The sequence below is a fragment of the Streptomyces sp. NBC_01363 genome (genome assembly GCF_026340595.1).
Lineage (GTDB): Bacteria > Actinomycetota > Actinomycetes > Streptomycetales > Streptomycetaceae > Streptomyces.
On sequence record NZ_JAPEPF010000002.1, the window covers coordinates 74,329 to 88,310 of the forward strand.

14 protein-coding genes and 3 pseudogenes are annotated in these 13,982 nt (G+C 70.7%); 11 read left to right on the forward strand and 6 right to left on the reverse strand.

The window, feature by feature from the left end; translation table 11 throughout:
• Positions 1–61: 61 nt before the first annotated feature.
• The 3 genes from OG611_RS28500 to OG611_RS28510 are packed head-to-tail and all read right to left on the reverse strand — an operon-like array spanning position 62 to position 2,105.
• Positions 62–826: an AIM24 family protein gene (locus OG611_RS28500; RefSeq protein ID WP_266426608.1), complete on the reverse strand. Its 765-nt coding sequence runs from the start codon at positions 824–826 to the stop codon at positions 62–64.
• Positions 823–1,473: an AIM24 family protein gene (locus OG611_RS28505; protein ID WP_266426610.1), complete on the reverse strand. Its 651-nt coding sequence runs from the start codon at positions 1,471–1,473 to the stop codon at positions 823–825. Before OG611_RS28505 ends, OG611_RS28500 begins: the two co-directional genes overlap by 4 nt.
• Positions 1,473–2,105: an AIM24 family protein gene (locus tag OG611_RS28510; protein WP_266431279.1), complete on the reverse strand. Its 633-nt coding sequence runs from the start codon at positions 2,103–2,105 to the stop codon at positions 1,473–1,475. Before OG611_RS28510 ends, OG611_RS28505 begins: the two co-directional genes overlap by 1 nt.
• Before the next feature lie 260 nt (positions 2,106–2,365).
• Here OG611_RS28510 and OG611_RS28515 point away from each other — a divergent pair, with 260 nt between their 5' ends.
• From OG611_RS28515 to OG611_RS28535, 6 genes and pseudogenes are all read left to right on the forward strand, one after another.
• The gene (locus tag OG611_RS28515; protein ID WP_266426613.1) at positions 2,366–2,716 is read left to right on the forward strand and encodes a DUF3817 domain-containing protein; all 351 of its coding nucleotides are present in this window, start codon (positions 2,366–2,368) and stop codon (positions 2,714–2,716) included.
• Positions 2,713–2,850, forward strand: a pseudogene (locus OG611_RS28520) (MTH1187 family thiamine-binding protein); the annotation flags it as partial. The gene OG611_RS28515 and the pseudogene OG611_RS28520, both read left to right, overlap by 4 nt.
• Positions 2,851–2,869: 19 nt before the next feature.
• A complete protein-coding gene (locus OG611_RS28525) occupies positions 2,870–4,414 on the forward strand; it encodes a recombinase family protein (protein WP_266426615.1) in 1,545 nt (514 codons plus the stop codon).
• A pseudogene (locus OG611_RS40955) lies at positions 4,350–4,731 on the forward strand (recombinase family protein); the annotation flags it as partial. The gene OG611_RS28525 and the pseudogene OG611_RS40955, both read left to right, overlap by 65 nt.
• Before the next feature lie 33 nt (positions 4,732–4,764).
• A complete protein-coding gene (locus tag OG611_RS28530; RefSeq protein WP_266426618.1) occupies positions 4,765–4,890 on the forward strand; it encodes a helix-turn-helix domain-containing protein in 126 nt (41 codons plus the stop codon).
• 428 nt (positions 4,891–5,318) lie between these two features.
• Positions 5,319–5,486 (forward strand): annotated as a pseudogene (locus OG611_RS28535) (thiamine-binding protein); the annotation flags it as partial.
• A 60-nt stretch (positions 5,487–5,546) separates the two neighbouring features.
• Here the strand turns inward: OG611_RS28535 and OG611_RS28540 are convergent.
• The gene (locus OG611_RS28540) at positions 5,547–6,542 is read right to left on the reverse strand and encodes a DUF5937 family protein (RefSeq protein WP_266426620.1); all 996 of its coding nucleotides are present in this window, start codon (positions 6,540–6,542) and stop codon (positions 5,547–5,549) included.
• A 77-nt stretch (positions 6,543–6,619) separates the two neighbouring features.
• Here OG611_RS28540 and OG611_RS28545 point away from each other — a divergent pair, with 77 nt between their 5' ends.
• The 4 genes from OG611_RS28545 (at position 6,620) to OG611_RS28560 (ending at position 10,666) form a co-directional block, all read left to right on the forward strand.
• Positions 6,620–7,948 (forward strand): MFS transporter, encoded by a 1,329-nt coding sequence (locus OG611_RS28545; RefSeq protein ID WP_266426622.1) that lies wholly within the window; start codon positions 6,620–6,622, stop codon positions 7,946–7,948.
• A 10-nt stretch (positions 7,949–7,958) separates the two neighbouring features.
• Positions 7,959–8,468: a MarR family winged helix-turn-helix transcriptional regulator gene (locus OG611_RS28550; RefSeq protein WP_266426624.1), complete on the forward strand. Its 510-nt coding sequence runs from the start codon at positions 7,959–7,961 to the stop codon at positions 8,466–8,468.
• Between the two features lie 64 nt (positions 8,469–8,532).
• On the forward strand, positions 8,533–8,865 hold the full coding sequence (locus OG611_RS28555; RefSeq protein WP_266426627.1) for a DUF3817 domain-containing protein: 333 nt from the start codon (positions 8,533–8,535) through the stop codon (positions 8,863–8,865).
• 100 nt (positions 8,866–8,965) lie between these two features.
• A complete protein-coding gene (locus tag OG611_RS28560) occupies positions 8,966–10,666 on the forward strand; it encodes a methylmalonyl-CoA mutase (RefSeq protein WP_266426629.1) in 1,701 nt (566 codons plus the stop codon).
• On the opposite strand, the gene OG611_RS28565 is transcribed toward OG611_RS28560, so the two are convergent.
• Together OG611_RS28565 and OG611_RS28570 are read right to left on the reverse strand one after the other, a co-directional pair.
• A complete protein-coding gene (locus tag OG611_RS28565; RefSeq protein ID WP_266426632.1) occupies positions 10,642–12,096 on the reverse strand; it encodes a cell wall metabolism sensor histidine kinase WalK in 1,455 nt (484 codons plus the stop codon). The genes OG611_RS28560 and OG611_RS28565 overlap by 25 nt on opposite strands.
• Positions 12,093–12,773, reverse strand: a complete 681-nt coding sequence (locus OG611_RS28570) for a response regulator transcription factor (RefSeq protein WP_266426634.1) — start codon at positions 12,771–12,773, stop codon at positions 12,093–12,095. Before OG611_RS28570 ends, OG611_RS28565 begins: the two co-directional genes overlap by 4 nt.
• Before the next feature lie 64 nt (positions 12,774–12,837).
• Between OG611_RS28570 and OG611_RS28575 the strand changes: the two genes are divergently transcribed.
• Complete coding sequence (locus OG611_RS28575) at positions 12,838–13,965, forward strand: glycosyltransferase (RefSeq protein ID WP_266426637.1); 1,128 nt, start codon at positions 12,838–12,840, stop codon at positions 13,963–13,965.
• The last annotated feature ends 17 nt before the right edge of the window (positions 13,966–13,982 follow it).

A 13,982-nucleotide genomic window follows, 5' to 3' on the forward strand; every position in this document is an offset into this window, starting at 1 on the left:
TCCGGAGACGGGTCCGGGTGCGGGGTGCGGACGTTCGACGTCACACTCCGCAGAGTACCGTTCACAAACCGAAGCGACGCTGGAGGTCCCCGAGCTGACCGGGCATACGGGGTGAGGCGCCAGGTTGACCCGCGCCGCCCGGGACCCCCGCCTGACCCGGCTCCGCGCCCGTCGGCTGTTCGGCCATCAGGATCTCGGTCGACTGGAGCAGCACCGTACCCGCGCCCACGAACTCGAACTGGTGCTCCTCGCCCGAGGTGCCTCCGAGGCCCGTCAGTGACCGCAGCCCGCCCAGTACGCCCGTCATGTAGCCGTGGTCGTAGTGGTGGCACGGCGAGGGGCAGTCCGCCCAGCCCACCAGGGCCTGCGGGTCGACCCGCAGCGGCGGCTCCATGAAGACCACCGGACCGTTGGAGGCGGCCACGAACTTCCCCGTACCGATCAGGGTCAGAAAGCCCGGCACGATCGACTGCTTGAGTGCCAGCGACGGCTGGTACGCGAGGAGATTGCCCGACCGGATGGTCAGATTCCCCTCTTCCAGGTCGTAGGAGTTCACGTCGAAGGCCCGGTCGGCGAGCAGCATCTTGCCGCTGCCCTCGGCCACCACCCAGTCGCTCGCGTGCAGCGGCGAGTGGAAGCTCGTACGGATCAGCCGCTCGAAGCGGCCGTGGCCGATGCCGTTGAAATCGATCCGCCCGTAGTAGGCGATCATCTTGCCCTTCTGCAGGAACCACTGGCTCCCCTTGAGCTCCACGCAGAAGGTGTACGAGTTGACGTTGTCGTCCGACGGCAGCGTCATCGGGTCGAAGACCACGGGCGTGCTCACAGCTTCTCCTCCGAGGCCTGGACGTACACCGCGCCACTGCCGCTCAGCTCCAGCTGGAACGCCTCGCCGGAGCCGCGCCCCACCATGTCGCGCCAGCCGAGCGCGGTCGAGAGCTTGTTTCGTACGTCGCCGTGGTGCGCGACATACGCCTGCGGGTCCACATGCACATCGCGGCCGGGGGTGATCGGCAGCTCGATCACCCCGCCGTGGGCCATCACCGCGACCGCGCCATGGCCCTTGAGCGTGGTGGTGAACAGGCCCTGCCCGGTCACCTGGCCGCGCACCATGCCCATCACGCCGCCCTGCGAGCCCATGAACATCGTGCCCTGCTGGAGCGTCCCGTCGAAGGCGAGCAGCCGGTCGGCCTCCACGTACAGGGTGTCCCCGGCCAGGTTGATCACCTGGATGTGATGGCCGCCGTGGCCGAACATCACCGTTCCGCTGCCCTCGACCGTCATCAGCGGGGTCGCCTCATTGGCCACCCGCCGGCCGATCATCGACATCACGCCGCCCTGGCCGCCCTGGATGTTCGGCGTGAACGACACCTCGCCGCGGTAGGCGAGCATCGCGCCCCGCTGGCTGTACATCTTCTGGCCGGGAACCACCGTCGCCTCGACCATCTTCGAGTTGATCTCACGGAACGGCATCAGACATCGCCCCCGATGGTGTTCCGCTCGCTGGGCTGGACGTAGACGACGCCCTCGCCCTCGAACCGGATCTGGAAGGACTCACCGGAACCCTCGCCGATCAGCGTCCGGAAGTTCACGCCGGACTGGAAGTGCTGCTGGAGGCTGCCCTGGTGGGCGATGTAGGCGCCGGGGTCGACGAACAGCGGGTACTGGGCCGAGACCCGCAGCGCCACCGCCGAGCCGTCCGACATGATCGCCACCTGGCCGGTGCCCTCGACGGTGGTGGTGAACAGGCCGTTGCCGCTCGCCCCGCCGCGCAGGCCGGTGAAGGTGGTGCCGGTGCGCAGCCCCGCGTCGGTGCACAGCAGATTGCTCGCCTCGACGTAGAGCTTGTCCCCGTGCAGCGAGACGAGACTGATCTCGCTCGCGCGGTCCGCGAAGTAACAGGTGCCCTGGCCGGTCACCTCCATCACGGACATCTGCTCGCCGGTCAGTCGGCGGGTCACCATGCCGCGCAGCCCGTCACCGCCGCCGGTCATCTTCTTGAACGTCATCCGGCCGTCGTAGGCGACCATCGAGCCGTTCTTCGCCTTGACGGCGTCGCCGGCCAGGTCGACGGCGAGCGTCCTGCTGCCTTGGAGTCGGAACATTGCCACGGGGCGACGTTAGCGGCAGGCCCCCCGGCCGGGACAGGGCCCGGAGGGGGGAACCGGACCCCTGAACGGCCCCTGATACGCATCCGGTACGGGACCCGTACGCAACCGGGACGTAAGCCCTGCCGGCGCGGACGCGTCCTTCACCCGGCCGACACGGCCCCCGGCGCCGAGCGCCGGCCACGCCGATGCCACAATGGGTCGAGCTTGTGCCTGTATTCACAAGCTGTCACCGTCCTCCCACCGAAGGTGCCCCCGTGGACATCAAGACCGCTACCGCCCTGCACCGGCTGCGCCTCATCTCGATTCCCGAGGCGCTCTCCTTCCCTGCGCTGATCATCTTCGGCTCGATCCTCAGCCGGGTCTCCGACATCGACTTCCTGATGATGCCGCTCGGCATCCTGCACGGCGTGCTCTTCGTGATCTACGCCGTCCTGCTGCTCGATGTCTGGTCCAAGACCAAGTGGCCGCTGAAGCGCGTCGCGTTCTTCTTCCTGCTCGCGCTGCTGCCCTTCGGCGGCCTGTACGGCGACAAGCTGCTCAAGCGCTACGAGGCCGACGGCGTCATCGCCGCCCGCGCCCGCCGCGAAGGCGTGGTCAGCGCCTGATCGTCGCGTTCTCGGTCAGCCCGCTGGGGGTCGGCGAGGATGTCGGCGAGTACGTCGCCGACGCCGTCCGGGTCGTCCGCGAGTCCGGCCTGCCCAACCGCACGGACGCCGTGTTCACCTCCATCGAGGGTGAGCGCGCGTACCTTTGAGTACATGACCTCAGTAGCGATCTACCTACGGTTGTCCCGCGAGGCCGACGACAGCGCCTCACTCGACAGCCAGCGCGCTGCCTGCCGCCGATGGCTGACCGCCAACGATCATGACCTCGCTGATGCCGTCGAGTACGTGGACAACAACGTCAGCGGTGCGAAGTCCATTGAGGAACGCCTCGGGCTCCGTGCGCTCATGGTGGCCCGCCCCGACGTGGTGATCACGTGGAAGCTGGATCGCTTCGCCCGATCGGTTGCGGAGTTCCTTCGGCTCGTGGCGTGGGCTGAGGCGGCGGGCATACGGCTTGCCACGACCGACAACACGGTGAATACGCTGACGCCGACCGGTCGCATGGTCGCCACCGTTCTTGCTTCGCTCGCTGAGTGGGAACGGGGGATGATCTCCGCCCGAATCGGCGAAGGGCACGAGACCCGGCGCAGCTTGGGGCGCTGGGGGGCCGGACGTGCACCGTTCGGGTACAGGACGGTCCGCCGGGACGGTGCCGCATACCTTGAGATCGACGACGCCCAGGCTGCTCAAGTTCGCACAGCCGTAAGGGAGTTGATCGACGGGGGCACTGTTGCCGGGACAGCGCGCGCGACTGGCTTGAGCGAACCCCAATGGCGACGGATGCTCAAGTCGCCGACGTTCCGGGGGCAGCGCGCCCATAAGGGGGAATTGGTCGTGGCCTCTGACGGGGTGACCCCGGTCGAGTTCGCCGAACCGATCCTGTCTGCCGCTGAACTCATGGCTGCTCGCCAACGGATGCTCGACCTTGCGACCGGCGCTGACCGTGCTCCTCGTCAGGCGGCGCCCCTATGCGCTGGAATGGCGTTCTGTCACCGCTGTGACGGTCGGTTGAACGGAGGTACCAGCGACAAGGGGGTGCGGCTCTACAGGTGCAAGGCTGGTCACGTCACCATCTACGCAGAGACCCTTGACCAGCGGGTTGAGGCCGAATTTCTCAAGGTGTGGGGACGCTTCAACGAAGTCAACGTTCACCTTGAAGGCGGCAACGACCTTTCGGCGGAGATGATCGAAGCCCAGGAGCAAGCGGCGTGCATCGGTGCCCAGATGGCGACGGCCGGACCGCTGATGATGGGCACGTACGAAGAGATGAGCGCGAAGCTCGAAGCCGCCTATGCCGCACTCCTGGCCGCACATGACCCCGAAGTTCGCGAAGTGGCCACACTGACTGGCCGCACCATGGGCGAAGCGTGGGCGGCGCTGGATGATGCAGGTAAGAGCCGGTTGCTTGAAGCAATGCACCTCACGGTGACGCTGCACCCGAAGCAACGGGCAGAGCGCCTTGAAATCACGTGGGGTCCGGCCGATCCTGAGGCGGTAGAACGCGCGGCTATTGCGGCGGATGAGGCTGAGGAGTCGCCCCGTCGGCGCGTCGTGTCGGCGGAAGAGCATGAGGAGACAGCAGTCGCTACGGCAGGTAGCGAATCCCTCTCATTCGTCACTGTGCGTCACCATGATGTGTCAGTTTGCGCACGAGCGGGTGAGGGGGTGGGGGTGGACCCGCTGCGGCGACCCGAGTGATCGAGTCTTCACCGACAAGGCGAGCGGGAAGAACGCCGAGCGTCCGGAACTGACGGCCGTTCTCGACTACGTCCGCCCCGGAGACACCCTGTGTATGTGGAAGCTGGACCGGTTCGCGCGCTCGCTGATCGACCTGGTGAACATGGTGGACGCTCTTGCCGTGCGGGGTGTCGGGTTCAAGGTGCTCACGGGTGCGCTGGCGAGCATCGTTCCGAACACCCCGGACGGCCGTCTCATGCCAAGTCGCGGGCGCCATGCCGGAGTTCGAGCGGTCGTTGATTCAGGAGCGGACGCGCGCGGGTCTCGACGCTGCCCGTGCTCAGGGCCGTACGGGTGGACGTCCGGCGGTCATGGATGCCGACAAGCTTGCGGCTGCCAAGGCACGCCGCGCGAAGGGAGAGAGCGTCACGGCGGTGGCCAAAGCGGTGGGTGTGTCCCGTGCGACGCTGTACCGGGCGCTTGCCGGCGCGGAGTGATCCGACCTCAACCCGAGAGACCGTCCACTGACAGGGTGGGCGGTCTCTCACGTGTCTGGCCCGGAAGTGCCCCCAACCGAGCTGCAACAGCCGCACACGGACGGTGCGTCCCTGGGGGGTGAGCTGCGCCACTGTGCCGGCATCCCGCAGCAGTGGGGGCAGCACCGCTGAAGCGACACCCGGAGGGGCACGGGTGATCGCGCGCGACGACATCGGCGCACATGTGGAGGACGCCACGGGGCGTGTCGGCATCCTGCGGGACGTGATCCCCGACTATGAGGACCCTGCCGAGCCACCGGGGCTGCGTCGCAGGCGTCCTACGGCGTTCCTCGGGCCCGTGGGCGGGGGCGCTGAGTGGCTGGTGTCCCCGGAGCATGTCAGGCGGGCCCCGTAGGTCGTGGCCGGTCTCATGCGCTCTAGGCTTACCTATCGAGAGCGAATGGGGCGAGGTCATGGACGTCGTCAAGCGGGCCGTCGCCGCCGTCGAGGCCCGCGCCGGACGCGTCTCCCTCGTACTGAAGGCCGATATCCGCCCCGGCGTCACCGACGGACTGACCTCGAAGGTCGAGACGGTCGAGCGGTACCTCGCGGACTGACGCCCCGCCGCGCAGTGCCCCCGTGACGAGCTCCCGGCTCCCGGCCGGGGGCTCGCCTCGTTACCCCTGGCCGTGCTCCGGCACGGCCAGGGCGATCCCGAGCGGAGTCCGCTCGTACAGCACCTGATGCCCGTACCGGCGCGATGTCAGCAGTCCCGCCGCACGCAGCACCGACAGGTGCTCCGACACGGAGGACACCGCGAGGCCCAGGCGGTGCGCGAGCGCGCTCGGGCCGGCCGGTTCGTCGAGCGCGCAAAGGACGTCGGCCCGGCCGCGCCCCAGCAGCCGGGCGAGCGCCTGCGGGGTGCGGTCGGCGGGCTCCGTCCACAGGCCGCCGATGCCCCGCGCCGGGTAGACGATCGCGGGCTGCCACGGCGGCTCGAAGCCGCTGACCGCGTCCGGCCAGCAGAAGACACTGGGGATCAGGACCAGCCCCTGCCCGCCCAGTACCCGGGTGTGCCTGCCGTGCGTCCCGACGATGGTGAGCGTCGACTCCGACCAGCTCAGCTGCGGGCTCAGCTCACCCAGCAGCCGCTCGAAGCCGACCGCGGCGAGCCGTCGGGAGTGGTAGGCGATGTCCGCCTCCAGCAGGGCGCGCAGCCGGGGCCAGTGCGGCTCGATCAGCACCCGCCAGGCCTGTTCCAGCAGGTCGGCCAGGTCCCGGACGGTCTGGACGGGATCGGCGAGCATCGCCTGCCCGGCGGGGGAGTGCAGCAGCTCCGGCCGGTTCGCCAGCGACAGCGCGATGTCCTGGCGGGCGACCTCCGGATCGACGGACCGCACCCCCGCGATCTCCTCCTCGAAGGTGGTGACCGGACCGGGCGGCGGCGGGCTGAAGAAGTCGGGGTTGTGCCCGTGCCGTGCCATCAGCAGCCACAGCGGCCCGAGTTCGAGGCCGTCGGCCGCGTCGCGGATCAGCCGGAGCCACGGCAGGTGGTACCCGTGCCGCTCGGGCTGGGCCAGGACGCGCACGGCCGCCTGGGTCTCGCCGAGCGGTGACAGCGCGAACCGGCAGCGCAGCAGATCGCCCTCGTCGAGGTGCAGATGGAACGGCACGCGCCGACCTCCCCCGTAACTTTCGGCGTGGGCCGAAAGTCTACGGAGGGCCGCCGGCGGGCCCCCAGGCTGCGACCATGCCGTCAGACACCGGAAACCCAGCAGTCCCTCCCGCCCCCGACACGACAGCCCCCGACACGACTGACGCCGGTACATCCGGCGGCTACCGTGCCGTCTTCGCCGTACGGGAGTTCCGGGCGGTCTTCGCCGCGCATCTGCTCTCCCTCCTCGGCGTCGTCGTCAGCGAGCTCGCACTCACCGTCCTGGTGTACGGACTCACCGGCTCGCCCCTGCTCAGCGCCCTCACCTTCGCGCTCGGCCTTCTTCCGTACCTCGTCGGAGGCACCCTCTTCGCCGGGGTCGCCGACCGGTACCCCGCCCGCCGGGTCCTCGTCACCTGCGATCTGATCTGCGCCGGCTGCGTCATCGTGATGGTGCTGCCGGGCACCCCGGTCGGCGGACTGCTCGCGCTGCGCTGCCTGATCGCCGCCGTCTCGCCGGTCTTCACCGGGACGCGGATGGCCGCCCTCACCGACATCCTGGGCGAGGGCGAGCGCTACATCCTCGGCCGCTCGCTGCTGCGGATCGTCTCGCAGAGTGCGCTGCTCGCCGGCTTCGGAGTGGGCGGGGTGCTGCTCGCCGCGCTGTCGCCACGCGGTGCGATCACGATCACCGCGGTGACCTTCCTCTGCTCGGCGGCCCTGCTCCGCTTCGGCACCCGGGACCGCCCCGCCAGGTCCGGTGGGGACGACCGGGGCGCCCTGCTGCGGGAGTCGCTCGCCGGAGCCCGCGGCCTGCTCGGGAACCGCAGGATCCGCGCGCTGATGCTGCTCTTCTGGGTGCCCCCGCTGTTCGTCGTCGCACCGGAGGCGCTGGCGGCTCCGTACGCCGACGAGATCGGGGCCGGCCCCGTCGTGCTCGGGTTGCTGATGTGCGCGATGCCCGTCGGCCAGATCGCCGCCGAGCTGTACGTCGGCGCCGCGCTGAGCCCCCGGCTGCGCGCCCTGGTCGTGCTGCCGGCCGCCACCGCGGGACTGCTGCCCCTGGTGGTGTACGGATTCCGCCCCGGCACGGTCGCGACCGCGCTCGCCCTGGTGCTCGCCGGGGCGGGCGGGGCGTACGTCATCGGCCTCGACCAATGGTTCGTCGAAGCCGTTCCGGAGCCGTTGCGCGGCAGGGCCATGACCCTGCTCACCGCCGGCCTGATGACGCTCCAGGGGATCGGCATGGCCCTCGCCGGGCTCGCGGCCGAATTCCTCCCCGTGCATCAGGTGGTCGCCGGAGCCGGTGCGGTCGGCGCCCTCTGCGTGCTGCTGCTCGTCCTGGAAGTCAGGAGAACCGCGCCCAACGGTCGGATTCGGACCGAAGTTCGAGACGGGGCTGACCAGCATATGACCAGTGGGTAAGGTCGGTGCCGTGCCGAAGCCGCTCAGTCTCCCCTTCGATCCCATCGCCCGCGCCGACGAACTCTGGCAGCAGCGCTGGGGCCCCGTGCCCTCGATGGGGGCGATCACCTCGATCATGCGCGCCCAGCAGATCCTGCTCGCCGAGGTCGACGCGGTCGTCAAGCCGTACGGACTGACCTTCGCGCGGTACGAGGCACTGGTGCTGCTCACCTTCTCCAAGGCCGGTGAGCTGCCGATGTCCAAGATCGGCGAGCGGCTCATGGTCCACCCCACCTCCGTCACCAACACCGTGGACCGGCTGGTGCGCTCCGGCCTGGTCGCCAAGCGCCCCAACCCCAACGACGGCCGCGGCACCCTCGCCTCCATCACGGAGAAGGGCCGCGAGGTCGTCGAGGCGGCGACCAAGGACCTGGTCGGCATGGAGTTCGGGCTCGGCGTGTACGACGCCGAGGAGTGCGCGGAGATCTTCGCCATGCTGCGGCCGTTGCGGATCGCGGCCAAGGATTTCGAAGAGGCATAGGACGACCTTTCGAGGGCCCGGCCCGCTGCAAGATCGCCCCGGGCGTCCGGTTACGCTCGATGCCATGAAACGCAGTGTGCTGACCCGGTACCGGGTGATGGCCTACGTCACCGCCGTCATGTTGCTGGTGCTCTGCACCTGCATGGTCTTCAAGTACGGCTTCGAGAAGGGCGAGGGTCTGACGCTCGTCGTCTCCCAGATCCACGGTGTCCTCTACATCATCTACCTGATCTTCGCCTTCGATCTCGGCTCCAAGGCGAAGTGGCCGATGGGCAAGCTGCTCTGGGTACTGATCTCCGGTACCATCCCGACGGCCGCGTTCTTCGTCGAGCGCAAGGTCGTCCGTGAGGTCGAGCCGCTGATCGTCGACGGTTCCCCCGCGACCGCCAAGGCCTGAACCGGCCGGACCCCGGTCCGCGCCGCCCGAACCGCCCCGTGCGAAGCACCGGGCGGTTTGCCATCGACATTTACTAGGACGTCCTAGTAAATTCGATGGTATGGACGCTGACGCGATCGAGGAAGGCCGCCTCCGCTGGCAGGCCCGTTACGACAAGGCCCGCAAGCGTGACGCGGACTTCACCACACTCTCCGGGGATCCGGTGGAGCCCGCGTACGGCCCCCGTCCCGGGGACACGTACGAGGGGTTCGAGCGGATCGGCTGGCCCGGCGAGTACCCCTTCACCCGGGGGCTCTACCCCACCGGCTACCGCGGCCGGACCTGGACCATCCGCCAGTTCGCCGGCTTCGGCAACGCCGAGCAGACCAACGAGCGCTACAAGATGATCCTCGCCGCGGGCGGCGGCGGGCTCAGCGTCGCCTTCGACATGCCGACGCTGATGGGCCGCGACTCCGACGACCCCCGCTCGCTCGGCGAGGTCGGGCACTGCGGTGTGGCGATCGACTCCGCCGCCGACATGGAGGTCCTCTTCAAGGACATCCCGCTCGGCGACGTCACGACGTCCATGACGATCAGCGGACCCGCCGTCCCGGTCTTTTGCATGTACCTGGTCGCGGCCGAGCGCCAGGGCGTCGACCCGGGCGTGCTCAACGGCACGCTCCAGACCGACATCTTCAAGGAGTACATCGCGCAGAAGGAGTGGCTCTTCCAGCCCGAGCCCCATCTGCGCCTCATCGGCGACCTGATGGAGCACTGCGCCCGCGACATCCCCGCCTACAAGCCGCTCTCCGTCTCCGGCTACCACATCCGCGAAGCCGGGGCGACGGCCGCGCAGGAGCTCGCGTACACCCTCGCCGACGGCTTCGGTTACGTGGAGCTCGGCCTCTCCCGCGGCCTCGACGTCGACACCTTCGCGCCCGGCCTCTCCTTCTTCTTCGACGCGCACCTCGACTTCTTCGAGGAGATCGCCAAGTTCCGCGCGGCCCGCCGGATCTGGGCCCGCTGGATGAAGGAGACCTACGGCGCGAAGACCGACAAGGCGCAGTGGCTCCGCTTCCACACCCAGACCGCCGGTGTCTCGCTCACCGCCCAGCAGCCGTACAACAACGTCGTGCGGACGGCCGTCGAGGCGCTCTCCGCGGTCCTCGGCGGCACCAACTCGCTGCACACCAACGCCCTCGACGAGACCCTCGCGCTCCCCTCCGAGCAGGCCGCCGAGATCGCCCTGCGCACCCAGCAGGTGCTGATGGAGGAGACCGGCGTCGCCAACGTGGCCGACCCGCTGGGCGGTTCCTGGTACGTCGAGCAGCTCACCGACCGGATCGAGGCCGACGCCGAGAAGATCTTCGACCAGATCAAGGAGCGCGGCACCCGGGCCCACCCGGACGGGCAGCACCCCATCGGGCCCATCACCTCCGGCATCCTGCGGGGCATCGAGGACGGCTGGTTCACCGGCGAGATCGCCGAGTCGGCCTTCCGCTACCAGCAGTCGCTGGAGAAGGGCGACAAGCGAGTCGTCGGCGTCAACGTCCACCACGGCTCGGTCACCGGCGACCTGGAGATCCTGCGCGTCAGCCACGAGGTCGAGCGCGAGCAGGTCCGGGCGCTCGGCGGCCGCAAGGACGCCCGCGACGACGCCCGGGTGAAGTCGGCGCTGGGCGCGATGCTGGCCGCCGCCCGCGACGGCTCCAACATGATCGTGCCGATGCTCGACGCGGTGCGGGCCGAGGCGACGCTCGGTGAGATCTGCGGGGTCCTGCGCGACGAGTGGGGCACCTACACGGAGCCGCCCGGCTTCTGACGGGCGCGGGAGAGGGCCCCGCCGCCCGGCGGGTCCCCGCCCTCGAACGTCAGCGTGAACAGCGCTCCGCCGCCCGGCGCCGCTCGTGCCATCAGGTCCGCGCCATGAGCACGGGCGATCTGCCGGGCCATGGCCAGCCCCAGTCCCGAGCCCGGCAGCGCACGGGCCGCGTCAGCGCGGTAGAAGCGGTCGAAGACGTACGGGAGGTCCGCCGCCGCGATCCCGGGACCGTGGTCGCGGACCGTCACCTCCAGCCCGTCCCCGAACGCGGTCAGACCGATCTCCACCGGGGCGCCCGGCGGGCTGAACTTGGCCGCGTTGTCCAGCAGATTGGTCAGCAGCCGACTCAGGCGGGCGGGCACGCCGGGCCGGGTCACCTCCGCCGCCGGGGGCGCGATCTCCAGCAGGAAGCGGGTCTCCGGCCAGTGTTCCCGGGCCGTGGTCACCGCATGCCCGGCCAGGTCCGCGATGCGTACCTCCTCCAGCAGTGGCAGCGGCTCCTCGTCCCTGGCCAGCTCGATCAGGTCGTTCACCAGGCCGGTCACCTCGCGGATCTGCCGACCCAGCGCCTTCGCCGCCCGGTCGCGCTGTGCCGGCGTCAGCCGGTCGGTCCGGGCCAGCAGCTCCGCGTTGGTGCGCAGCGCGGTCAGCGGGGTCCGCAGTTCGTGCGAGGCGTCCGCGACCAGCCGGCGCTGGGCGGTCACCGACTGCTCCAGCTCACCGAGCATCGTATTGAAGCTGGCCGCCAGCCGGGTCACTTCGTCCTGGCGTCCCGGCGGCCCCGGCGGCAGCTCGATGCGGTGGCGCGGGTCCCGGGTGGCCGCGATCCGCTCGGCGGTCGAGGTGAGCCGGGCCACGGGCGCCAGGCCGGTGCGGGAGACCCCGTAGCCGAGCGCCGCCGCCAGCAGGACGCCCGCCCCGCCGACGCCCGCCAGCAGTACGGCAGCCTGCCGGACGCCCTTCTCCACCGGGTCCGAGCGCAGCGCCACCTGGAGCGCCCGCCCGTCACCGAAGCGAGTCGTGAGCATCCGCAGGGGCTGCCCGAAGCGGGTGATGTTGCTGAAGTACGGGGGCCGGTCGCCCGCCGCCACCTCTCGTACCGGAGCGGAGACCGGCAGCGGATACGCCTCGCCCGGGTCCGCCGCCGGGGCGGCCGGGACCACCTGCGCGCAAGCGGGCGCGGAGAGGTACCGGCACTCGCCGGCCAGTACCTGCGGGCCGCCGCCCCGGTTCTCCTGGGTCAGCCGCGTCGCGGACTGCGTCAGATTCAGGTCCAGCTGGTGCAGCAGCTCGTAGCGGATCACGAAGAAGGCGGCCGTGCACACCCCGACCGCGACCAGTGCCACCGCCGCCGACGCCGCCAGTGCCAGCCGCGTACGCACCAGGCGTCGACGTCGCCACCGGGCGCCCAGCCGGCGCACCCCGCTCATGCCACGTCCAGCCGGTAGCCGAGACCGTGCACCGTGTGGACGAGCCGCGGTTCGCCGCCCAGCTCCAGTTTGCGGCGCAGGTAACCCACGTACACCGCGAGCGAGTTGGAGTCCGGCCCGAAGTCCTGCCCCCAGACGCGCTCCAGGATCATCGCGCGGGGGAGTACCTGGCCCGGGTGGCGCAGGAGCAGTTCCAGCAGGGCGGCCTCGGTGCGGCTGAACTCCAGCGGGCGGCCCGCTCGTCGCCCCGTGCGGGCCACCGGATCCAGTGTCAGGTCCGCGAAGGACAGTTCCGCCCCGTCCGCCGCGGGCGGGGCGGCCCGCCGCAGCAGGGCCCTGACCCGGGCCACCAGTTCGTCCAGCGCGAACGGCTTCACCAGATAGTCGTCGGCGCCCGCTTCCAGGCCGTCGACGCGCTCGCTGACGGAGGCCAGGGCGGTGAGGACCAGGACCGGGGTCCTGTCCTCCATCGCGCGCAGCCGGCGGCACACCGCGAGCCCGTCCAGGACCGGCATCATCACGTCCAGGACCAGCGCGTCGGGCTGCCAGGACGCCACCGCCGAGAGCGCGGCCAGGCCGTCGCCGACCCCTCGTACCTCGTACCCCTCCACGCTCAGCCCGTCCTCGACGGCGGCCCGCACTTCCGGATCGTCGTCGGCCACCAGAATCCTGTTCATACCCCGAAGAATGCCAAAGCGGACTCTTAGAACCTTCTTAAGCCGCTTCCCGAGAGTGGTGGCCATGCGCACACCACTCTCCGTCGTGATCGGTGCGGGCGGCACCGGCGGCCACATCTACCCAGGGCTCGCTCTCGCCGAGGCCCTGCGCCGCGCCGACCCGGACGCGGTCATCTCCTTCGTCGGGACCGAGCGGGGCCTGGAGACGACCCTGATCCCGGCGGCCGGATACCGGCTGCACACCGTCGACATGATCCCCTTCGACCCCGCGCTGGGAGCCAAGCGCTTCCTGCTCCCGGCCGCCCTCCTGCGCTCCGGCGCGCAGTGCCGGTCCATCCTGCGCACCCAGCGGGCCCAGGTCGTCGTCGGCATGGGCGGCTACCCGAGCGCCCCCGCAGTCCTCGGGGCCCGGATGGCCGGGCTGCCCAGCGTCATCCACGAGTCCAACGCCGTCCCCGGCCGCGCCAACCAGTTCGCTGCCCGGCTCACCGAACACCTCACGGTCGCCTTCGACGGCAGCCGCCCGCACCTGGCGGGCGGAGAGCGGGCCCGGACCGTCGGCATGCCGATCGCCGCCTCGCTGGCCGCCCTGGACCGCCCCGCGCTCCGCGACGAGGCCCGGGGCGCCTTCGGTATACCCGCCGGAGCCCGCGTCGTCCTCTTCAACGGCGGCAGCCTCGGCGCGGCCCGGCTCACCGCGGCCGCGGTCGGCCTCGCCGCCCGCTGGCGCGACCGCCGGGACGTCCACCTCCTGATCAAGACGGGTCCGGCGGCGCTCGCGGAGACCCGACAGCGGCTCGCCGACGCGGGCGCGGGCCCGGTCGCGCAGGCCGTCCCCTACCTGGACCGGATGGACCTCGCCTACGCCGTGGCCGATCTGGTGGTCTGCCGGGCCGGGTCCGCCACGATCGCCGAACTCGCGACCACCGGGGTGCCCGCCGTCCTCGTGCCCTACCCGCACGCCCCCGGCGACCACCAGACCCACAACGCCCGGGTGCTGTCCGAGGTGGGTGCCGCATACCTCGTGCCGGACGCCGAAACCACCGCCGACCGGCTCGCCGCCGTCGTCGAGCCGCTGCTCACCGACCCCGGCAGGCTCGCCGCGATGGGCCGCGCCGCCGACTCCGGCAACCATGCGCGGGCTGCCGACCTGCTCGCTGCCACCGTCATCCGCCTCGCCACCGCCCAGTAACCTCGCCCACCGCAAAG